This is a genomic window from Brevibacillus choshinensis (genome assembly GCF_001420695.1).
Taxonomy (GTDB): Bacteria; Bacillota; Bacilli; order Brevibacillales; family Brevibacillaceae; genus Brevibacillus; species Brevibacillus choshinensis.
The window spans coordinates 1,220,448-1,242,577 of sequence record NZ_LJJB01000013.1 but is presented as its reverse complement, the minus strand read 5'-3'; the positions used below and the strand labels follow the sequence as shown (position 1 = coordinate 1,242,577).

Sequence of the window (22,130 nt, the reverse complement as noted above, 5' to 3'; positions counted from 1 at the left end):
CAAAAAATGAAGCAGGTCAGATGAAAAAAACCGCCCAAGCTAGCGTGGGCGGCACGAGTTTTAACCGAGCTGTCGGTTAGGGTCCATTTTTTTGGTCAATTGGTCTTCTCCACGATGGATCCAGCCTACAAACGAATCCCGAATTTCTAAGTCAAAACCAAGGTAAACGACTGCGACAAACATATAGTGACTCTTTCCTTGAAAGCGCGAGCGATAGCGCAGGTCGATCCATTTCACCTCGTAGCCAAAAGGTCTTTCAGTCGTTTCTACATGCACGTGATGCGTGAACGAGAGGAACGACTGCACCTTGCGACTCTTTTTGGCGGCATTGATCAATTCGGTTTCTGGCTTGATGGTAAACGTATCGAGAATGATCACATCGCCGGAATGAATTTCACCTACGTACCAGTGATGCTCCGTTCTGGCGACGAACGTCCATTGCGTCCACGAGATGGTGGGAATGATCGTGTAGATGCCCGATTTCCCAATACGCTGACGTACCAGCTCTGTCGTGCGTTTTTGTGCCTGAATGCGCCAGTAATAGTAGACGGCGATTATCACATAGATCCAGAGAAACAACCTACCCGGCTCCAGACCTGCAGCCCAGAGCATGAAGCCCACGAGATGTGCAGTGAAAATGAACGGGTCAAAAATAAAAATGGCGTTGAGAGCGACCCATTTGTCTCGAAACGGATACAACCCCTTGGTACCATAGGAATTGAACAAGTCGACAAATACGTGGAGACAGACCGCCAAAAAGATCCAACCTAATAAGTGGAGCCACGAGGATTGTGGCATAATGGTCTGAATGAGGGAAAACAACGCTCCTGTCCAGAGAAATAGCGCTGGAACAGAATGTGATACGCCCCGGTGATTGCGAACATAAGCAGCGGTGCCTCGGATTCGGATCAGACCATCTAGATCAGGTGCTTGTGATCCGATGACCGTGCCGATCATGATGGCTTCCGCGAGTCCCGGAGTAGTTGCTACGACAGGATCGAGATAGGCGAGACCGGCCAATCCGAAGCCCATGGCAAAATGTGTGGCAGTATCCATGGAATCGTCGTACTCCTCCTTTCCTCCTTGGCTGTATTTATTATTGTTTATTATAGCGTGGAGAGCAGGAGATTTCCCGCCTCATTTGAAAAAAATTGTGATCTTGTTCCGGTTTCCGCAAAAAAGGTATGATGGTAAAGGATCGACCTCGCAAAGGAGGACTTCGTGATGCTAACTGTTTTTGTGGAATATAAGCTGGATTCCGCCAAGCGAGCAACTGCTCTTTCGTTACTTGCAGGCATGTCCGATAAACTGACCGCTATGGGGGCCACTCAATACCGCTGTATGGAGGGGATTGATCAGCCCGGTCTTTTCGTAGAAGCGTTTGAAGTTCAAGCGGTGGAACAGTACGACCAAATCAAAGCATGGCGACTTGCGGATGAGGCTTTTTGCGATTGTGTAGCGGGTGGAGCGGCCAAGCTGCATGTATGGGCGTTTCGTTCCGCAGTGCTATAACGAAAAAGGAGCAATCAAACAAGAGATGGCAGGAAAAAAAGCGAAAGAATTACCTTATACATTACCAGAAGAATTTCATGTCTTCGGTTTCTCCTCTGATTTGCTGACTTGGTACGATTCGCAAAAGCGCGACCTGCCTTGGCGAATCAATCGTGATCCATATCGCGTCTGGGTATCGGAGATCATGCTGCAGCAGACGCGTGTAGAAACCGTCAAATCTTATTATGCGAATTTCATGGAGAAATTTCCGACCGTAGGAGCATTGGCAGAAGCACCAGAAGATGAGGTGCTTAAAGCATGGGAAGGTCTCGGCTACTATTCGCGTGCGCGCAACCTGCAAGCAGCGGCTCGTGAGGTACAGGCTCGCTATGGAGGCATCGTCCCGGATACGCCTGAGGACATTGCCACACTAAAAGGGGTGGGCCCTTACACAGCCGGGGCGATTCTAAGCATTGCCTACGAAAAGGTGGAACCGGCAGTCGATGGAAACGTCATGCGCGTTTTTTCCCGATTGTTGTATTTGACAGATGATATCGCTAAGCCGGCTACCCGGATCAAGATTGAGCATCTCGTCCGGCAGGTCATTCCCCGCGGAAGAGCGGGAGATTTCAACCAGGCGCTGATGGAGCTGGGGGCGATGGTGTGCGTGCCACGTTCGCCACAATGCTTGACCTGTCCGGTGTTTGACTACTGTATGGCTCGTCAGGAGGGTGTGCAGGAAGACCTCCCGATCAAAGGAAAGGCCAAACCGCCACGCCCGGTTCATTTGCAGGTAGCAGTAGTCATGCGGGACGGACAAGTACTGATCAACAAGCGTCCTGACACGGGTCTGTTAGCCGGCATGTGGGAGTTCCCGATGGTCGAGACAGAGGTCGAGCGTGAATCCGCCAAGCAGGATGTGCTGAACAACAGTCTGCGTGATCGATTTGCCGTCGAGATCGAAGTACTCGAATCACTCGGGGAAGTTCAGCATACGTTTTCCCATTTGCAATGGAACATGCAGGTATGGTCCTGTGACTGGATCGAGGGAGACGAACTGCCACCGAATGCTCGATTGGTAGCAGTGGACGAGCTCGACATCTATACCTTTCCCATGGCTCACCACAAAATTCGGGAATTGATGCAGCAAAAAAGCGACCGGTCATAATCGGTCGCTTTTTTATCGGTTTGGATTACTGAATGGAAGATTACCGAATACAGTATTCCGGGAACTGTGTAGCGATTTGATGCTTTTGTTCTTCCCACTGAGCGATGGCTTGTTTCTGTTGATACTTTGACTCTTGCTGCTCAGGGGTTAATTTCCGTTTTTCGATTGTGATGGAGAAAAAAATCATGGGAATGTACATGCTATATCCCTCCCATCTGTATGGATTTCGTCAGTCAGCCGCCGTCTATCGATTTGACTCCTGTAAACCTCATCATCTGACGCCTTCTTCTGTTATTCATAAATCATCCCTCCAAGTGTTTTTATATTTCATGGCATTAGATGCGGCTCATCAGTTGTGCTGCCTCAAATGCGTGAGCCTCAGCGCGTTGTTCCAGGTAACGGGAGCGCTCGATTTCGGCAAATCGTTGAGTAGCTGTTGCGCGTTCAATCTTGATCGTGAAGAAAAGAAAGTGGAGTACCATATCAAATCACCTCCTCTCAAGGTAAAATGGTAAAAAATGGGTTTTGTTTGACACAGAAAAGACCGCAAACGACGGCCTGCGGTCTTTGAGAAAGCTCAATGAATAAGAAAGACCACAAGCTACAACGCCTGCGGTCTGGGTATTTGACGAATAGAGAATGTCGAAGATACGAATGAAAAACTACAATTCGTCCGTCCAGGAGGCGCTGCGATATTCAGTTGTAGCAAACATAAGACGATCAGAAAACGCGTTGGGTGCAAGCTGTACAGTCATCATCATCTTATTGCAGCCTCCTTTCTTTCGAGTAGTAGTTAAAATCTTACCCTTAGAATATGGGAATTTTTTCTTGATGTAAAGCACTTTTTACCTAAATGTAAAAAGAAATTATATTCTGACAAATCATGGTGTTTGAAAGCCCGACGAGATCCCTCGCAGTCGGGCTTTTACGCTAAACAAACGTGTAGATAAAACCGAGCATGACGATCAGGCAACAGGACTATGAAAAAGATGGCGGCTGTTAATCATATATGGGAGTGGAGGAGTGGTCCCAGCTGCCTTTGTCTCCGCCTACAGGTCCCCGCGATTCCAGCTCCCGGATTACCTTTACATGTAAGGAGGCACCCTCCGTGCTCAGGTAGGCTGCCAGCTGTGAAAAAATATGATGGTGATACATCAGTTCGTTGATCTCCCAGTGATCAAGTGGCAGCATCGTTAATTCGGATAATTCGCGTCCTATGTACATCCGTCATCCTCCTTCTTTACGGCGTGGCCTATAGGGGCTTTCAATCAGTCAGTCACGTCTTGATTTCTCGATTAGTATGTCTTTGGAAGGGGACAACCAAACATCTCCGATGCGCGTAGCGGGTGGCGCAAGCGAAGGGGGAGTTGTATAATAAGTTTCTGGTGTAAAAAGATATCGTCGATGTGTCTGGGCATGTGAGATCAGGTGACTTTTGACGAACTGACGGACAAGACAAAGTTGGGTAAGTGGTGTACAATAGTACAAGAAGGCTACGAAGGAGGCAACGTATGCTGATTCGTCCGTTTCGACTCGGTGACTATTCGGCTATTACAAGCATCTGGCGGGAAACCGGTTTGGACCAATCGGAGACGGAGTCGTTGAACGATTTGGCCCAACAATTGGCATGGGACAGCGATTTAGTGATGGTTGCAGAAAAAGAAGGTAATGTGGTAGGGGTCGTCGTTGGCACGATTGATGGGTCGCGCGCCTTTTTTTACCGATTGGCTGTTTTACCAAGTGAACAAGGCTCAGGCATAGGCAGACAACTGGTGGAAGCGATCGAGAAACGATTCAAGCAACGAGGCGTTAATCGCGTACTGATCATGGTGAATCAGGACAACCCAGAAGTTCTGCCATTTTACCATTCGCTTGGCTATGAGTTGCAAAAATATGTTACACTTTCCAAAAAGCTCTCTTCTTAAAGGAGGCTTGTCCCCATTCAAATAGAGAAGAGAAGAAAGGGGAGAGTCATGTCACCGACTCCAGGCTCCAATATCCGCATTGAAAGTTATAAACATGACCATTCGTTGCACCGCATATGGGACAAATCGACGCTGATTCATACCAGTGATGCGGTGGTGATTGGGGGAAACGATCGAGTTAAGGTGACAGAGGCAGACGGGCGGGAGTGGCGCACGCGCGAGCCGGCCATTTGCACATTTGGTCGAGGTCAGTGGTTTAATACCATTGCGATGATTCGTGATGACGGCATTTACTATTATTGCAATATTGGTTCGCCATTCAGCCTGAAGGGGCAACTGCTGAGTTACATAGACTACGATCTGGACGTGAAGGTTTATCCTGACATGACGTATTCCATCCTCGATGAAGAGGAGTTTCTGATGCACAGCAAACAGATGAACTATCCTCCTGTTGTTGTGGAACAAGTACAAACTGCTTTGCGGGAAGTGCTTGATTGGGTGCGTGCACGTCGCGGACCGTTTCAAAATGGTTTCGTTCAACGTTGGTACGAGCGTTATCTTCTAGTACGAGATGATGAGGAATAATCCCTTTCCCGTTAAGCCGGGGGAGGGATTTCCTTGTTTTGCAAAGGGGCGTATAGCTGTTGAGCATAAGACGTTATTTATCCTATGTCATGCCCTATTGGAAACAAATAGCGGGCACGATTCTGATCGGGATCATCAAGTTTGCCATTCCTCTGTCATTACCGCTTTTGATCAAATACGTCATTGATGATCTGCTTCCAAGTTCTATTCCTCAAGCAGAAAAGCTGACACAGTTATTTTGGCTGATGCTGGGAGCCTTCCTGTTGTTTACCGTCGTTCGCGCACCTGTAGAGTACATCCGTCAATATTACGCACAATGGGTATCCAGCAGGATCTTGTTTGACATCCGCAATCAATTGTTCTCCCATTTGCAGCGGCTCTCTATGCGCTACTACAACAACACAAAAACGGGCGAAGTGATATCCCGTGTGATCAATGATGTCGAGTCGACCAAGAGTTTTGTGGAAACCGGACTCATGAATTTGTGGCTGGACTTGATCACGATTGGCCTTACGCTGGCAATCATGTTCTACATGGATCTCGAGCTGACCATTGTCGCGATCATCGTATTTCCGCTGTACAGCATCTCCGTTAAATATTTCTACAAGCGCTTGCGGCAGCTGACAAAGGATCGATCGGCTGCATTGGCGCGTCTCCAAGGACATCTGTATGAGCGGGTAAACGGTATGCCGCTCATTCGCAGTTTTGCGATGGAAGAGCATGAGAGCAAACAGTTTGCCAAGGAAAACGAGCACTTTTTACAAAAGGCATTGGCCCAAACCCGATGGAATGCGAATACCTTTGCTGTCATCAATACCGTGACGGACATCGCTCCGCTTCTGGTGATTGCGTATGCCGGATATCAGGTCATCGGTGGAGCGATGAGTGTAGGGACTTTGGTCGCCTTCTATGCTTACCTGGATCGACTTTACACACCACTGAGGCGGTTGGTGAACTCCTCTACGGTGTTGACTCAGGCTGTCGCCTCAATGGATCGGATGTTTGAATTTATCGACGAATCCTATGACATCGTCGATCGGCCAGATGCACGGGAAATGCCGGTTGATCCGTCCACAAAACGAGTTCGGGGGGAAGTCCGGTTTGAAAATGTATCGTTCCGTTATCGAGATGAAGGACCACTCGTGCTGGACCGCATCAATCTGACCATTGAGCCGGGAGAAACTGTCGCGATTGTCGGGATGTCGGGAGGCGGAAAATCCTCTTTGATCAGTTTGTTGCCTCGCTTTTGGGATGTTACAGAGGGACGGATCACAGTCGATGGTGTCGATGTGAGAGATGTCAAACAGCGGAGTCTTCGCCACCACATCGGAATGGTACAACAAGATAACATCCTCTTTAGCGAGTCGGCAAAAGTGAACATTTTGATGGGGAATCCGGATGCGGACGATGAAGCAGTCGTTCGCGCAGCGAAGGCAGCCAACGCTCATGAGTTCCTCGCAGAACTGCCAAATGGCTACGACACCGAGCTAGGTGAGCGAGGCGTCAAGCTATCTGGCGGCCAAAAGCAGAGAGTCGCCATTGCTCGCGTGTTTCTTCGCGATCCAGGTATTTTAATACTGGACGAAGCCACGTCGGCACTCGATTTGGAGTCAGAACACATGATTCAGGAATCGTTGGCTCATTTGACAAAGGACAGAACGACGATCATTGTCGCCCATCGATTGTCCACGATCACGCATGCAGACAAGATCGTAGTGATGAAAGAGGGGCAGATTGTCGAGCAGGGGAAACACGAAGAATTACTGGAAAAAAGAGGGGTTTACCACAGCCTGTGGAGTGTGCAGGATTTGGGAACACTGCAAGAGGGATAATACAGTGAAAAGAGACCGGATCGCTTCTGCACGCGCCCAGAGATGATGGGGAGTTGTAGAAGGGAAGGGAGGCGCGTCCGATGGAGACATGGCGGCGTAACTTATACGTGTTGTGTGGTTCATTGTTTGTTGTCATGATGGCGATGAGCATGATCATGCCGTTTTTGCCACTGTATATTCAGCAGGATTTTGGAATTGAAGATGAGCATCAGGTAACTGCCTGGGCAGGGATCATTTTTGGGGCCAACTTTTTGACGGCCGGCCTGGTTTCACCGATCTGGGGGAATTTGGCAGATAAACACGGGCGCAAGATCATGATTTTGCGCTCCGGATACTTCATGTCGATCACCGTAGCTCTGACCGGTTTTGCCGGGAGCCTCTGGCAATTATTGGCTTTGCGCTTGATCAATGGATTGGTGGGTGGCATTATTCCTGCCAGTACCGCGCTTGTTGCGTCTTCCGTCCCTCGGGAACGAATTGGCTGGGCACAAGGGATGCTCCAGTCATTCGTCACGGCGGGCACGATCATGGGTCCGCTGTTTGGCGGGGTTTTGGCTGGACGTATTGGCTTTCGAATGATCTTTGTCATTACAGGCTGTTTGTTGCTACTGGCGACGTTGGTCATTACGTTTATGGTGAAAGAGAACTTTGTTCCACCTGAAAAAGAAGACCGGTCCAATCTTAGGGAAGATTTTCACATGATTTTCTCGTCAAAGGAATTGCCGGCGCTCTTTTTTGTAACCGTGATGATCCAGTTTGCCTTGTTTAGCATCATCCCAGTATTGCCCATTTACATATCACAGCTGTTGGGCTCAGAAGGAAGCAAAGTCGCGCTGTGGGCAGGGATTGTCCAGGCGGGGATGGGGGTGGCAAACGTATTTGCCTCACCGCGCTTAGGTATGCTAGGTGACCGATTCGGTTCACAAAAAGTGCTTTTGTTTGCCTTGTTGGCATCGGCTATCGTCTTTATCCCGCAAGGACTGGTTACCACAGTCTGGCAACTGGTTGTCCTGCGTTTCTTACTTGGACTTTCATTGGGGGGATTGCTGCCGTCTGTCAACGCATTGTTGCGCAGAGCGACTCCTACACATATGGTCAGTCGTGTCTATGGCTACAACCAGAGCTTTGTCAGCATAGGCAGTATGCTCGGACCGATGATCGGCGGTTTTTTGGCAGGCTATGTCAGCATCAAAGGCGTCTTTTTCATGACAGCTGCGTTTTTGCTGATGAATGCAGGATGGGTGTACTATAGTTTCTTCTACCGCAACAAACCTTTACAGGGAACAAGTACCTAATCTATAATAGAGAAAATTTTCTGAAACGGGGTGTGCCTCCATTGTGATCGTATGTCGGTTTGGATTGAACGAAAAATGTTCATGAGGATATAGCAGATATTCTCAAATCGACAGGGAGGCACCTTTGATGTGGAATAGAAGGTTTATTTGTCTCTGGGGTGGTCAGACATTGGCCAACCTAGGGGACGTTATTTATATTGTCGCGTTTATTTCAGCCATTTACTCTGTGACTGCATCTGTGATGTATACGGCATTGGTTCCGGTAGTCATCTTGACGGCGCAATCCTTGGGAGGGCTGACGGCGCCACTCCTTTTTCAAAGATTGACCCTGCCGCAGATGCTTGTCCTTTCTCAATCGGTAAAAACAATTCTTCTCGCAACGGCAGCGGTCGTCGTGCCGATGGCTCCCGAAGCTGGGAAGGTGATCGTGTGGGTTCTTTTTGCTCTGGGCTGGGCAATCGCCTTTATGGACGGATGGGCCAATCCAGCGAGGAATGCACTTGTCCCCCGATTGGTGACAGGCACAGAGCTGATGCGAGCAAATGGATTGTTGGCAACGTCTGATCAAACGGTATTCTTTGCGGGCTGGGCAGCAGGGGGCTTGCTCGTTGCTACGTTTGGGGATGGTGTGGTTTTATGGGGAACCGTCCTGGCGTACACGGTAGCGACGATAGCGATGCTAGGCGTTAGTCCGCGCATGGACATGGAGAAGCCGGAGCCTGTGCAAGCTAAGACAGACCACGCAAAAATGGATTGGCGAGCAGGCTGGATGCTCATCCGCGATACGCCACTCGTGCGCTCGGTGGTTGCGATGGATGTACTGATCGGCTTGTCCAGTGCTGTCTGGATCGCTGCAATCATGCTGCCATTTGTCAAGGATGAACTGGGAAGAGGGGAAGAATGGTGGGGCTATTTGAATGCGAGCTACATGCTCGGCTCCATCGCAGGGGGCGCGCTGCTCTTGGCGAATGCGCAAAGACTGCGCCACCAGTTGCCACGCTGGATCGTCATCGGGACAATCGGTTCGGGAGTGGTCACTCTTTGCTTTGGTAGTAGTACGAATCCTCTCATCGCCTTGTTCTTTTCCTTTGCTTTGGGTCCGATGTATCAAATGCAGATGATCTCCAAGCAGACCTTGTTGCAGCAAGCAACGGCAGTAGACAGACTTCCTTACGTTTTGTCGGCAAAGGGAACGATTGATTCACTGGTATTTGGCATTTCTGCCCTGATCATGGGTGCCGTCGCGGAATGGTTGGGGACTCGGACGGTGTACTTTCTATCGGCAGGTATTCTGGGTGTAGCCGTTCTATTCGCATGGCGGTTACGTCAGCACTCCCCCATGATGGTTGAAAAAACGGAGGGATAAGCATGAACGTCCTCGTATTGTACGGGAGCTCGAGAGATAATGGGAATACAGAGCAATTGACACAGCTCGTTTTGGAAGGTGTCCCGCATACCAGTATCCGTTTGCGGGACAAAGATATTCAGTCCATACACGATCAGCGGCATGATCCCGAAGGCTTTTCATCGGTAGCCGATGATTACGATGAAGTGATCAAGGCTGTACTGGACCATGACGTCCTTATTTTTGCCACTCCGATATACTGGTACGGAATGTCAGGGCATATGAAAAACTTTGTTGATCGCTGGTCGCAGAGCCTGCGCGACAAGCGTTACAACTTCAAGCAGTCGCTGGGGCTGAAGCAAGCCTACGTAATGGCGACAGGTGGCGATGAGCCGCGAGTAAAAGGGCTGCCTCTCATCCAGCAATTCCAATATATTTTCGGCTTCGTCGGCATGCCATTTGAAGGCTACATCATCGGGGAAGGCAACAAACCGGGAGATGTGCTTGAGGATAAGCGGGCGATTGCGGATGCAAAGATTTTGAACGGGCTGTTAAAAGGAAAACAATAGGGCAACTAGAACATGTACGTAAAAAGACCGGAAGATAGATTCCGGTCTTTTTGCTTGTTGATCTACTTCCCTTCCAAATCCTTGATGATCGCCATCAGATCCAAATCACCCAGACCGTTTTCCAACGCGTGGCGGTAGCTAGCGTTTGCGGATTCAGCCAACGGGGTAGAGACGCCTGCCTCACTCGCCAGACGCAAATCCTTTGCCATATGTTTGAGCGCAAACGCAGCGGGATAGTCGTCAGCCAGAATGGAGGCTGCCTTTCCGCGGACCAGAGGCGTACCTACTGCGCTCTCTGAGATGATATTCAACATTTGTTCCGTACTGATTCCTAACGAACGGGCGAACAGCAACGTTTCAGAAACGCCCTGGACGGTAATGCCCAAAAGCAGGTTGATTGCCAGCTTGGCGGAAGTTCCCGCACCGTTTGGCCCCAGATGAAGAGCCACCTTGCCGAGCTTGTCCAGCATGGGCTTTGCCTGTTCATAATCGGATTTTTCGCCGCCAACCATGATGACGAGCGTGCCTTCTTTGGCAGGTCCAACACTTCCAGATACTGGAGCGTCCAGAAAACGGATGCCTACTTCTTGGCAGCGAGCTGCGAGGAAACGAGAGGTATCGGGAGAGATGGTGCTCATGTCTACGGCCAGCTTGCCTTTCCCTGCTGCAGCGAGAATGCCACCGGGGCCATCATAGACCGCTTTTACAGCAGCATCGTCACTGACCATCGTAAACAGGATGTCAGATTCATCTACAAGCTGTGCGAGTGTCGTTGCGCTTTTTGCACCCAGTGCGAGCACAGGTTCCGCTTTTTCTGGCGAGCGATTCCAAACAGATAGCTCATAGTCTGCTGCGAGCAGGTTTCTTGCCATCGGGATTCCCATATTTCCTAGGCCGATCCAGCCAATTTTCATCGTTGCAAACTCCTTTTCTCTTTACTCAACCGTATTTTGTTTTTGGACGAGCTGTTTGAGCAAATCATGCTTGGATTCCGTCATGGCAAATAGCTCGTCGAAACCAGAGGGCAGTGTTTTATCGAGAACACGGAGTCCTTCTTCCGTGATACCCCCCTTGGTTGCGACACGCTCAATCAGCTGGTCAAAGCCTAGCTGTTCCTTTTGAAGAAGCATTGCGGTTCCCAGCATTGTTTCTACCAGCATCCGTCGTGCCAAATCGATTTGTAGCTCTGGTGTCTTACGGACAGCAGCTTGTGCGAAGGATTCCAGGATCCCCGCAATCAGCCCAGGGGCGCTGCTCGTCAATATCGTCGCAGTTTCAATTTCTTGTTCAGATACTTCCTGCGCCAGACTGATCGAGGAGAGAAGCCCCAAGAATTGCTCCCGTTGTTCGTCAGAAAGTCGTTGGCTGCAGGCGTATAAGGACACACCGCGTAGCTCCTGAGACGTAACAGTAGGGATCACCTTGCTGACGGCACCTGTATGTACGCCTTCCAAATCAGCGATGCTGACACCTGCTGCGACAGACACGACATGGGTCTGGGCAGATACCGAGAGCTCACGTAAAAGAGGAAGGATATCGAGTGGTTTCGTGCAGACGAAAACCACACCACACTGATCGCAAACCTCCTGAGCAGTCTCTGCTATCGCTATGTTATATTCTGCTTGCAAACGTTCCGCTTTTTCCCGGGTGCGGTTGAAAACAACCAGCTTTTCCGGAGGGACAGCGGCACTTTTGCAAAAGGCTTTTACGAGCATTTGTCCAATACTGCCTAATCCGATAATTCCGATGTTCATTGAACCAACCTCCTACTTCTCATTGTAGCGCAGGCCAAGCAAAAAAGGTACAGCCCCCGTTCATGGGGAGGCTGCACCTTCTGGAGATGTTTGTATTAATCTTCGTCAGAGCCACGGAAAATCATGATGTACTTCGCCAGCTCCAAAACAGAGATCAGAGCGGCTGCAACGTAAGTGAGGGCAGCGGCACCAAGCACTTTGCTGGCTCCCTTTTCCTCGTGGTTGCGGATGAAGCCCATTTGAACCATTATCTTTTTCGCACGGCTGCTAGCGTTAAACTCCACGGGCAGCGTGATCAGCTGGAAGGCAACTGCTGCTGAGAAGAAGATAATCCCGATGAGCAGCAGACCTGCCATTTTGAAAAAGAAACCAGCCAGGAGCAACAGTGGAGCTACACCTGACACGAGATTCACGACAGGGAAGATCCGGTGACGCGCTACCAGCATCGGATAGGAGACCTTGTGCTGGATCGCATGCCCTACTTCATGGCAGGCAACGGACAGTGAGGAGATCGAGTTGCCGAAGTATACAGGATCGGACAAGCGCACGACACGAGACATCGGATCGTAGTGGTCCGTCAATGTACCCGGTATGTGCTCGACAGGCACTCCGGTCAAGCCGTTTGCGTCAAGCATGCGACGAGCAGCCTCTGCACCGCTCATCCCAGAGGAAGCGGGTACATCAGCAAACTTGTTAAATGTACCTTTCACCCGGAATTGCGCCCAGAGTGACAGCAAGAACGCGATAATGATCAGAAAGTCCATCGGATGGAAAAACATTCACAATCACTCCTTATAGTATTCGTCAACGACGTCAAGATTGCGATTTCAGTACATTTCATTGTGTCCTATAACTATGTATACGAATATGTCTTCTAGCAGTTTCATTTTTTATTGTACAATCCATGACCAAGTTTGACAATATTATCGTACGCTTATATACATATCGAAAAGATACTCCCCCTTGAAAGAGGAGGAGTAGTTGCAACTATTATTCGGTGGATACAGATGGATCTGCCTGTTCCTTTTTCGGTGTAAGCATGACGAACTGGGAGGTCGCTTCCTCGATCCACGTCTGTACACGCTGCTCTGTTTCATATTGGCCTGTCGCGTGAAGTTCTTCCTTGTATGCACTGAGTAGCTCCTGGATATCACGGAGGCCCTGCTGATCGAGATTGTACAGGAAGACTTTCGCCCCCTTGGCAATTCGACGCTCCAGAGCCGCTTTGTCAAAGCCCATTTCAGGAGTCAGCTTGACGTATACCACTCCACCTGTCATACCTGCGCAAATCCACGGACCCGGATCACCGAGCACGACTGCACGGCCGCTGGTCATGTATTCAAACGCAAAGCCTTTGAGATTTGCACGAGCACCGATCCCGCCAAGATGGTCCTGAATGGGCTGGGTGATTTCCCCTCCAAAGACGACGTCTGCTCCAGAGAGGCGGATGCAGGCACGAGAATCGGCGTCGCCCTGTACAAGAAACAGTCCTTTTTGCGCCCCGTAGCAAAAGCTTTTTCCGACGGAACCGTTCACAAATTCCCCATGCAGACCTTTCGCTTTTATTACGGAGACACGGCCCCCAAAGCTCGTTTTCCCAACGCCATCCTGTGCGCCACCCTCGACGCGGATGTTTACCCCTTGCACGTTGTAGGCTGCGAGGCCATTACCAGGTACGCTACCGGCGACAAAGTGGAGAGAGACCTCAGGCAAGGAGGTGTAGCTGCCATCTAGATGATTTTCCACCCGTGCGCCAGCCCAACGACTGCCTAATACCCGCTCGCCGGATAGGACGTGAGAGAATGTTTCCTGAATGGGACGCTTGTCATTAAAATAACGATTTACCCTTTCTTCCACGAGAGTGCCTGCTGCGACCAAGACGCGATCATCTTCTGCTGCTTCGGTAGTCGCCGTGGTAGCCACTGTTGCCGTAGAGAGTGGATGAACGTTTAGCAGCCAAGTCAGATCGATCTTCTCGAGCATTCGTGTCTGTACCAGTAAATCCGAGTGTCCGACAAGATCCTGTGCACGGTTAAAGCCGAGCGTGGCGATGATCCGGCGTACTTCCTCGGCGAACAGCGTAAAAAATGTTTTCAAGCCCGATACAGCCAAATCTGTCTGCCGGGGAACAAAGCGACGCAGTCCTTTTTCATGGGCTTCCTCCATGCTGTCGATCTGGGTGGCGATTCCTACGTGGCACGTATCCAAATGGCAGCCACGGCAGGTCGTACAACCGACAGCGATCATCGCGAAAGTACCAAAGCCGATGCGGTTGGCTCCAAGGAGCATCAGCTTGACGACGTCTGCCGCACTTTTCACACCGCCGTCAGCCCAGAGCTCGACCTGATCGCGCAGACCCGCTTCCAGCAAGGCGTTGTGTGCAGCGTTGACTCCGATTTCTGCGGGCAGTCCTACGTGTTGCAGGGCGTGGACACGAGCAGCTCCCGTTCCGCCGTCAAAGCCGGACAAGGTGATGAAATCAGCTCCTGCCTTGGCTACCCCGACAGCAATGGTCCCGATATTGGGTACGATCGGTACTTTTACACACACTTTGGCTTTGTCATTGGCCGTTTTGAGCTCCGTGATCATTTGCGCTAAGTCTTCAATCGAGTAAATGTCATGATTGTTGGAGGGAGAAATCAGGTCAGACCCGATAGCGGCGTTACGTGCAGCGGCAATTTTCGCAGTTACCTTTGAGCCAGGCAGATGTCCGCCCTCGCCCGGTTTCGCTCCTTGACCGATCTTGATTTCCAAAATGTAGGCTGCGTTTGCCAGCTCTACGTTAATTCCAAAGCGTCCGGAAGCCACCTGAATACCGCGTGTGTTCCGGTAACGCCCGAGCATGTCTTTGATCTCTCCGCCTTCTCCGTTCATACAGATCATGTTTAGCTGATCGGCCGCCTCTGGATAGGCGCGAAAGGCTGTTTCGTTCTGCGATCCAAAAGACATGGAGGAGATAAGAAACGGTAGGGAGTGATCTCCGACGCTGATATCTACCTGCTCAGGCTCTAAGTGTGACGCAGCTTTCTCAAAGGCAAAATCAGCCGTGTGCCGAATGGCGATCGGATTTTCCCGTTCGTTTTCATCCAGCTTCAGGGCGTAGTCGGAATACGGAATATCGCCTGCTGCCATTTGTCCGATCAGCTTCCACAGACGAGGGAAAATGTGGAACGTCTTGGATTCACGAGCAGTCTCACTTGAGAAATCGAGGTGACGTCGGATACTTTCCTCCTGTAAGTCAGCGAAAGAAAGACCCGCGTGCTCCGAGCCACAGAAGTTGACGATGCCCAGAGCGGCAGCTACTTCATCACGAAGTCCTATAGCGGAGAAGAGTCGACCGTAGCCGCGCAGCTCATGAATGCCGATGGTGGAGATGACTTTTTCCAGCCCTTTGTTCAGGGCGCTGTACAAGTTGCAGGGGGCTGTATCGATATTTTTGGCAGATGCTGTGGCAAACATCAGATAGGGAGAAACTGCATCAGCACCGGAGCCGACTGACAGGGCGAGGTCATGCAAGGAACGGATGGCACCAGAGCGTAGAACAATACTCGTCTTGCGCCGTAGGTTGATGCCTTCCTCCGAAATCACTGCTTTCAGGCTCTGGTCTACAACAGAGACAGCCAAGAGAGGATCGATCCAGTATTTATCTTGCTGGTGGGTGTCGGTATCGTCCAGGATGATCAAGACAGACCCACTTTCCACGGCTTTGACGGCTGCTTTTCTCAATCGCTTCAGGCCGGCTTCGTACCCATCCTTTTCTGTGAAATGAGTGGACAGGATCGCGATGCTAGTCGGATGGTTATTAAAGAAATGAATGATCTGTTCTAATGAATGGGTGCCGTTTCGCTGAGCAGTTTTTTGTAACGATTGTCCCTCCAGCAAAAGGGGAGATGGCAGCTCCAAGCGCTGGTAACTACCGGATTTGGAGGAGAGAGGCACACGAGAACCGAGCGTGATACGCGTGGAGAAATGCTCCATCTCCCGGTCGCGGTCAATCGCTGGATTGGTCACGACAGCGACGCTTTCCTTCATGTAGTCGGTGAGGTTTTGCCGTTCTTTGGATAGTGCTCCGAGCGGGCCGTCATGACCGAGCGAGCGGATCGGCTCCGCACCGTTGGAAGCCATCTGTTCCACCAGCTGGACTTGCTCGCGGTCCCAGCCAAATGCGCTGTAAACAGGAGATGTCGGCGTTGCGACATCAGGCTCTGTGGATAAGGCGTAAATGTCATAGGCAAAGTGCAAATGCTGGCGGGAACCTTCTGGCTGGACTTTTTGCGTAAAGCGTTCGTAGACTATTTGCTGCAGTTTGTGGTGCGCGATGATCTCGACATCTCGATCTTTGTGCAGGATGACGCCTACTTTTTCGCCAGGAGCCAATGATTTTGGCTCACTCATCATGTCATGAACACTGATGACTCCCTGCTCCGAAGAGAAATACAGGGAGGTAGGTCCTTCCACCATCCAAAGTGGACGTAATCCGAGGGCATCGACGCTAAACACACATTCAGACGAATAGCGCGACACGATACCGACAGGGCCTTGGGCAAAATGTCCCCAAGCCTGGCGTACATATACGTACAGATCCTGTAGATGCGCCGGAAGGTTCTTCATTTCGTGGTGAATCGGCGGGAAGACGACTTCCATCGCTTCAAATAGGCTCAGACCATACCGATGAATAAACGTCTCGATCGTGCGGTTGAGGTTTTGTGAATCACTACCGCCATTGACGAGGGGAACACCCAGCATTAGGGCTTCTTCTTCAAGCTTGCTGATCGTATTGATCTCTCCATTGTGACCGAGCAGGGAGAAAGGTTGGACGCGGAAAAAGTTGGATAAGGTATTGGTGGAATAACGATTGTGACCGATGGTAGTGGACGAGACGAACTGTGCGTCTGCTAAATCGCGGAAATATTTCGTCAAAACATTCGCTGAGCCCATTAGTTTGTAGACACAGCTTATCGAGCTGAGCGAGGCGACATGAACGTTGTGTGCGGCCTCGATCGCAGTATGTGTGTGAAATAAGCGGCTGGCCAAGGAAGTCTCCGTCAATCCATCCGGAGCTGCGATCGCGAGCTGCCAAAAAATCGGTTCATCACGTTGTCCATTTTTTCCGAGTACTTCGGAGTTTACAGCATGCTCCTTTTCCAGCAAAATGGTCAGATCGTCTTGAACAAATAGAGCTCGCACTGCGTCCTGTACCGCCTGGGGATCATGCCCTGAAAGGGGAACAAAGACATGAGCTACCGCAAAGCGAGGGTCGTGAGCAAATGTTCCATCCAGTCCAGCTTCGTTCAGGTAATGGGACCAGAGCTGGCGCGGTATGTCTGTCAGAATTCCACAGCCATCCCCTTCGCCGTTAATAAAGCCAGAGCGATGTTCCATTTGAATCATGGAGCGAATGGTTTCATCTACGTTGGTCCGAGTCGGAATGCCCTGTTTTTCGATAATACAGATAATGGCACAGCTGTCGTGCTCCATCCGATGGTAATCATGAAACTGTTCGATGGTTTCTTTATGTTCTCTATTCAGCATGATCCGTCCACCCTCTCACTAAATATTCTGAAACTTCTAAAAATATTGTAGTGTCTAGGATAACACGAACAGACAGACTGCACAATAAAGCGAACAAGCAGCGGGAAGTATGTAAGCGCTTCAATGTAAGGAAAATATTTTTGATAGGTAAAAGCATTGATTTTACGCAGAAAAAAACAGACACAGCCGACCGGGTAAATGGTGGGATGTGTCTGTTTCCAATGGTTAACGATCGTGATTTTGCGTCTTGTGATGTTCGGTTTTTCTCGGTTTTTGGAAACCAACGACCTCCAGCATTTTGGAGCTCATTTTGGAATCCAATGTTTTTTCAGGAGCTTGCGGATAGGTATGTTCACCTTTTGACACCGAGATCCCTCCCTTGTGGGTAACTGCAAAAGTAGTATTCCCACCTGTACGAAAGCGGGTCGAGGGAACCGTTCCCTTGCTCGCCATTTGCGAGTGATTAAGCGTGCAATGCTGCGAAAGAGCGCTCAACTGCAGCAATCGTTTCACGGATATCTTTTTCTGTATGCGCGGTGGTGACGAACCAGGCTTCGTACTTGGATGGTGCGAGGCAGACACCCTCGTCGAGCATCAGGCGGAAGAAGCGTGCAAACAGCTCTCCATCCGCTTTTTGTGCAGCATCGTAATCATGGACAGGCTCGTCTGTGAAGTACACAGCCATGGCACCTTTGACACGATTGAGCTGGATGGTTACTCCGTGAGTTTGAGCGGCTTGTCGAATGCCCGCCTCGAGCAAGGCACCCAATCGCTCGAACTCGTCGTAGACACCTGGTTGGCTTAATACTTCCAAGCAAGCGATTCCGGCACGGATCGAAGCTGGGTTTCCAGCCATAGTTCCTGCCTGATAAGCCGGTCCGAGCGGTGCGACTTGTTCCATAATTTCCCGTCGACCGCCGTATGCCCCGATCGGCAAACCACCGCCGATAATTTTGCCTAGCGCAGTCAAATCAGGCTCGACGCCGAGCAGGTTTTGCGCACCGCCATAGCAGAAGCGGAAAGCCGTTATCACTTCATCGTACACGACCAGCGCACCAGCTTCGTGCGTGATGCGGTTTACTGCTTCCAGGAAGCCTGGTTCCGGCGTCACAATACCGAAGTTGCCGACGATCGGCTCGACGAGTACGGCAGCGGTTTCATGGCCCCAGCGATTCATGGCTTCAGCGAATGCTTCGACATCGTTGAAAGGAACGGTAATGACTTCGTTTGCAATGCTTTGCGGAATCCCAGCACTGTCTGGAATACCGAGCGTGGAAGGACCGGATCCAGCGGCTACCAGCACGAGATCGGAATGGCCGTGATAGCAACCTGCAAACTTGATGATTTTGACACGTCCTGTATAGGCGCGAGCGACACGAATGCATGTCATGACGGCTTCGGTACCGGAGTTGTTGAAACGAATCCGTTCCATAGAAGGGATTGCTTCACGAATCATCGTGGCAAACTTTACTTCCCAAGGGGTAGGCGTGCCGTATAGGGTACCATTGGCAGCAGCCTCGCAGATCGCTTGTGTCACATGCGGATGAGCGTGTCCGGTGATGATTGGGCCATATGCCGCCAAGTAGTCAATGTATCGATTTCCGTCCACGTCCCAGAAATACGCTCCCTGGGCGCGTTCCATGGTGACGGGTGCACCGCCTCCTACAGCTTTGAAGGAACGGGAAGGGCTATTGACTCCCCCCAGAATCACATCCGTAGCTTGTTGGTGCAGGTGTGCGGATTTTTCACGGTTCATGTTATTTCCCTCTTTCTGTCCAAAAGGTCTTCATTATCTTACCACAGCTAGAAGATAGGTGGGTATTCACGGAGATGTATGGATGTGAAAAAGGAAAAATGATACAATTTTCGAGCAACTGATTACGAGAGAAGGCGGTTGTCACGATGAAAATGGAATGCATCTCTGTCGCCGGAAGCGGCAAAATGAATGAGGATGCCTACGTCACGAATCAGATGAAGCATCTTTTTGCTGTTGTGGATGGAGTGTCGTCACTGGTTCCGTATGAAAATGAAGCGGGACAGACGGGAGGTGCGTTTGCTGCACAGCTCGTGAAGCAGCATGTGGAGGAAGAGGTTGGAGAGCAGAGCTTGACAGAATTGCTGGTTGGGGCAAACGAACGGCTCTACGAATGCATGCGCAAGCAACAGATTGATCTGGAGAAAAAGGAAGCCTTGTGGGGAGCAGCCTGTGCAGTGGTCCGCGTGGGAGAAGCGCACATTGAGTACGCCCAGACTGGGGACTGCATGATTTTCGCTGTCTATGCTGACGATACGGTACGCGCTCTGACATATCCACAGGTCAGTCATCTGGAGCAGGTTGCTTTTGCGAAATGGGAATCGTGTATTCAGCAAGGGATGAAGCAGCGGTCAGAGCTGATGGAGCACTGTCGCGACATTCTGGTCTCCAATCGCTATCTAGCCAATGAAACGGGCGGCTATGGCGTCATAAACGGGGAGCCTGCCTGCTGTGATTTTGTGGAGTCTGGTCGAATCAATCGGATCAATCTACGTGCCCTTGTCTTGCTGACAGACGGCTTGTTTATGCCACGTCCATACGCAGGAACTGAGCCGAGATGGGAAGAAACCGTCTTGCCGATCGTGCACAAGGGACTGCAGCGCTACACGGACGAATTACTGACACTTGAAAATGGCGATCCCGAATGCATTCGCTACGTTCGCTTCAAGAAATCGGATGACAAGACAGGCGTCGTTTTGCACTTCTTCTAACAGTTTCCAGCACATCGAATTTTGCACTATCGGGGCACCTCATATACACTTACAGATGGAATACAACCGAATACAAAAGGAGTAAACCATGATTCAAGTAAAGCAGCTGCAAAAGGAGTTCCGCATTCACCAGTCCAGAGCGGGTCTTGGTGGTGCTTTTCGCGATTTGTTCAGCCGCGAATACAAGACGGTAAAAGCGGTCGATAACTTGTCTTTTACGGTGGAAGAAGGAGAAATGTTCGCACTCATTGGGGAAAATGGAGCGGGCAAATCGACAACGATCAAGATGCTGACGGGCATTCTCACCCCTAGCGATGGCGATATCGTAATCAATGGTTATGTCCCATTCAAGCAGCGTGAGGATTATGTTCGTTCGATCGGTGTCGTGTTTGGCCAACGATCCCAGCTCTGGTGGGATTTATCGCCGATGGAGTCGTTTCGCTTGCTGAAGAGCGTCTACAAGGTAGATGACACGGAAGGCGACAAATGGTTGGATCGTTTGATTGAGGAGCTTGATATTAGCCCGTTCGTCAGCCAGCCTGTACGCAAGCTCAGCTTAGGACAACGGATGCGCTGTGAGGTAGCGGCTTCCTTGATCCATAAGCCGAGACTGCTGTTCCTCGACGAGCCGACAGTCGGCCTGGATGTGCTGGTCAAGCAAAAGATTCGCGAGTTTCTGCGTAATTTGAATGAGACAGAAAACATGACGATTCTGCTGACGACGCATGACGTGTCCGATATCGAAGCGCTCTGTAAGCGCGTCTTGGTCATGGACAAAGGCAAGCTGATTTTCGACGGTCTGCTGAGCAATTTGAAAGATCGGTGGGGGAATGGCACAGAGGTGTCCTTCCAGATGAAAAAGCGCACATCCGCAGATGACCTTCGCCGCGTGTTGGGCGAATTGACCTGTCAGATCGAGCAAGTAAATGACTACACATTGAGTGTGCAGGTAGCGCGAAGTCAGGAAATGCTGCCTTTCGTCTTGTCCACCGTAATGGCATCCTTTGACGTGAGCGATGTCAAGATCATGGAGACGAGCACAGAGGATATCGTACGAAACATTTATTCGACGGACAGCGAGGTAGCGAGTCATGCGTAAGCTTTACATGGAACTGATTCGCATGCGGTTTTTGACCATGCTGGCCTATCGGGTGAACTACTACAGCGGAATAATTATTTACGCCATCAATATCGGAGCGTATTACTTTTTGTGGGGAGCGATCTACGGAGGGCAGCAGCAGCTGGGTGGCCTATCTGTCGAGCAGATGACCTCCTACGTCGCGATCGCGTGGATGTCTCGCGCTTTTTATTTCAACAACATCGATATGGAAATTGCCCAAGACGTCAGGGAAGGGAAAGTCGCGATTGAAATGATCCGACCGTATAATTACCTTTCCGTTAAGACGGCGCAGGCATTTGGAGAAGGGATCTTCCGTTTTCTGTTTTTCGCCGGGCCTGGGATCTTTTTGATCAGCCTGATCATCCCGTTCAGCTTTCCCGCGACAGCGCAAGGCTGGGGATTGTACCTGATCAGTTTGATGTTTGCCTTTTTAATCAACACCCAGGTCAACCTGCTGACAGGGCTCTTCACGTTTTTCCTGTTCCGCAATGACGGCATGATGCGCGCCAAACGGGTGATCGTTGACCTGATGTCTGGCCTCGTCTTGCCGATCAGCTTTTTTCCAGGTTGGGCTCAGACAGTCATGGGCTTTCTGCCGTTTCAAGCGATCAACTACTATCCCAGTCTGATTTTCACCGGGGCGATCACATCCGGTCGAGCATGGGAACTGATCGGTTTTCAGCTCATTTGGATGTTCATTATTTTTGTCCCTATCCTGATTCTATGGCGATTGGCCCGCAACAGGCTCGTCGTACAGGGAGGGTAGGTC

Annotated in this window: 20 protein-coding genes and 1 pseudogene; 11 read left to right on the top strand and 10 right to left on the bottom strand. The window is 50.5% G+C overall.

Annotation, left to right across the window (positions count from 1 at the left end):
- Positions 1-60 precede the first annotated feature (60 nt).
- Positions 61-1,056, bottom strand: a complete 996-nt coding sequence (locus AN963_RS26260; protein WP_055747449.1) for a metal-dependent hydrolase — start codon at positions 1,054-1,056, stop codon at positions 61-63.
- 168 nt (positions 1,057-1,224) lie between these two features.
- Between AN963_RS26260 and AN963_RS26255 the strand changes: the two genes are divergently transcribed.
- Both AN963_RS26255 and mutY read left to right on the top strand, forming a co-directional pair.
- On the top strand, positions 1,225-1,512 hold the full coding sequence (locus AN963_RS26255) for a hypothetical protein (protein WP_055747448.1): 288 nt from the start codon (positions 1,225-1,227) through the stop codon (positions 1,510-1,512).
- A 25-nt stretch (positions 1,513-1,537) separates the two neighbouring features.
- On the top strand, positions 1,538-2,659 hold the full coding sequence (mutY, locus tag AN963_RS26250; RefSeq protein WP_055747887.1) for an A/G-specific adenine glycosylase: 1,122 nt from the start codon (positions 1,538-1,540) through the stop codon (positions 2,657-2,659).
- Between the two features lie 40 nt (positions 2,660-2,699).
- Here the strand turns inward: mutY and AN963_RS30605 are convergent, their stop codons facing one another.
- The 3 genes from AN963_RS30605 to AN963_RS26245 all read right to left on the bottom strand — a co-directional run bounded on the left by AN963_RS30605 (position 2,700) and on the right by AN963_RS26245 (position 3,883).
- Positions 2,700-2,858 (bottom strand): YrzI family small protein, encoded by a 159-nt coding sequence (locus tag AN963_RS30605; RefSeq protein WP_083497063.1) that lies wholly within the window; start codon positions 2,856-2,858, stop codon positions 2,700-2,702.
- Positions 2,859-2,994: 136 nt separating this feature from the next.
- Positions 2,995-3,141 (bottom strand): hypothetical protein, encoded by a 147-nt coding sequence (locus tag AN963_RS31640; protein WP_169791946.1) that lies wholly within the window; start codon positions 3,139-3,141, stop codon positions 2,995-2,997.
- Positions 3,142-3,658: 517 nt separating this feature from the next.
- Positions 3,659-3,883 (bottom strand): hypothetical protein, encoded by a 225-nt coding sequence (locus tag AN963_RS26245; protein WP_055747447.1) that lies wholly within the window; start codon positions 3,881-3,883, stop codon positions 3,659-3,661.
- A gap of 287 nt (positions 3,884-4,170) precedes the next feature.
- Here AN963_RS26245 and AN963_RS26240 point away from each other — a divergent pair, with 287 nt between their 5' ends.
- From AN963_RS26240 to AN963_RS26215, 6 genes are all read left to right on the top strand, one after another.
- On the top strand, positions 4,171-4,584 hold the full coding sequence (locus AN963_RS26240; RefSeq protein WP_055747446.1) for a GNAT family N-acetyltransferase: 414 nt from the start codon (positions 4,171-4,173) through the stop codon (positions 4,582-4,584).
- A 48-nt stretch (positions 4,585-4,632) separates the two neighbouring features.
- A complete protein-coding gene (locus AN963_RS26235; protein ID WP_055747445.1) occupies positions 4,633-5,169 on the top strand; it encodes a DUF402 domain-containing protein in 537 nt (178 codons plus the stop codon).
- Positions 5,170-5,228: 59 nt separating this feature from the next.
- On the top strand, positions 5,229-7,001 hold the full coding sequence (locus AN963_RS26230) for an ABC transporter ATP-binding protein (RefSeq protein WP_055747444.1): 1,773 nt from the start codon (positions 5,229-5,231) through the stop codon (positions 6,999-7,001).
- 80 nt (positions 7,002-7,081) lie between these two features.
- Complete coding sequence (locus AN963_RS26225; RefSeq protein WP_055747443.1) at positions 7,082-8,296, top strand: MFS transporter; 1,215 nt, start codon at positions 7,082-7,084, stop codon at positions 8,294-8,296.
- A gap of 127 nt (positions 8,297-8,423) precedes the next feature.
- Positions 8,424-9,662 (top strand): MFS transporter, encoded by a 1,239-nt coding sequence (locus AN963_RS26220; RefSeq protein WP_055747442.1) that lies wholly within the window; start codon positions 8,424-8,426, stop codon positions 9,660-9,662.
- Between the two features lie 2 nt (positions 9,663-9,664).
- Positions 9,665-10,210: a flavodoxin family protein gene (locus AN963_RS26215; protein WP_083497062.1), complete on the top strand. Its 546-nt coding sequence runs from the start codon at positions 9,665-9,667 to the stop codon at positions 10,208-10,210.
- 62 nt (positions 10,211-10,272) lie between these two features.
- On the opposite strand, the pseudogene AN963_RS26210 reads toward AN963_RS26215, so the two are convergent.
- From AN963_RS26210 to AN963_RS26190, 6 genes and pseudogenes are all read right to left on the bottom strand, one after another.
- A pseudogene (locus AN963_RS26210) lies at positions 10,273-11,127 on the bottom strand (NAD(P)-dependent oxidoreductase); the annotation flags it as partial.
- An 18-nt stretch (positions 11,128-11,145) separates the two neighbouring features.
- Positions 11,146-11,964: a pyrroline-5-carboxylate reductase dimerization domain-containing protein gene (locus AN963_RS26205; RefSeq protein ID WP_055747440.1), complete on the bottom strand. Its 819-nt coding sequence runs from the start codon at positions 11,962-11,964 to the stop codon at positions 11,146-11,148.
- A gap of 95 nt (positions 11,965-12,059) precedes the next feature.
- Complete coding sequence (locus AN963_RS26200; RefSeq protein WP_055747439.1) at positions 12,060-12,743, bottom strand: zinc metallopeptidase; 684 nt, start codon at positions 12,741-12,743, stop codon at positions 12,060-12,062.
- Positions 12,744-12,954: 211 nt separating this feature from the next.
- Positions 12,955-17,496 (bottom strand): glutamate synthase-related protein, encoded by a 4,542-nt coding sequence (locus tag AN963_RS26195; protein WP_055747438.1) that lies wholly within the window; start codon positions 17,494-17,496, stop codon positions 12,955-12,957.
- Positions 17,497-17,721: 225 nt separating this feature from the next.
- On the bottom strand, positions 17,722-17,862 hold the full coding sequence (locus AN963_RS31635) for a hypothetical protein (RefSeq protein ID WP_169791945.1): 141 nt from the start codon (positions 17,860-17,862) through the stop codon (positions 17,722-17,724).
- Between the two features lie 97 nt (positions 17,863-17,959).
- Positions 17,960-19,252 (bottom strand): glutamate-1-semialdehyde 2,1-aminomutase, encoded by a 1,293-nt coding sequence (locus AN963_RS26190; RefSeq protein WP_055747437.1) that lies wholly within the window; start codon positions 19,250-19,252, stop codon positions 17,960-17,962.
- Between the two features lie 146 nt (positions 19,253-19,398).
- Here AN963_RS26190 and AN963_RS26185 point away from each other — a divergent pair, with 146 nt between their 5' ends.
- The 3 genes from AN963_RS26185 to AN963_RS26175 all read left to right on the top strand — a co-directional run bounded on the left by AN963_RS26185 (position 19,399) and on the right by AN963_RS26175 (position 22,127).
- A complete protein-coding gene (locus AN963_RS26185; protein WP_055747436.1) occupies positions 19,399-20,241 on the top strand; it encodes a protein phosphatase 2C domain-containing protein in 843 nt (280 codons plus the stop codon).
- Positions 20,242-20,329: 88 nt separating this feature from the next.
- The gene (locus AN963_RS26180) at positions 20,330-21,340 is read left to right on the top strand and encodes an ABC transporter ATP-binding protein (protein ID WP_055747435.1); all 1,011 of its coding nucleotides are present in this window, start codon (positions 20,330-20,332) and stop codon (positions 21,338-21,340) included.
- Positions 21,333-22,127 carry an ABC transporter permease gene (locus tag AN963_RS26175; RefSeq protein WP_055747434.1) on the top strand — a complete coding sequence of 265 codons (795 nt, stop codon included), beginning with the start codon at positions 21,333-21,335 and terminating at the stop codon, positions 22,125-22,127. Before AN963_RS26180 ends, AN963_RS26175 begins: the two co-directional genes overlap by 8 nt.
- The last annotated feature ends 3 nt before the right edge of the window (positions 22,128-22,130 follow it).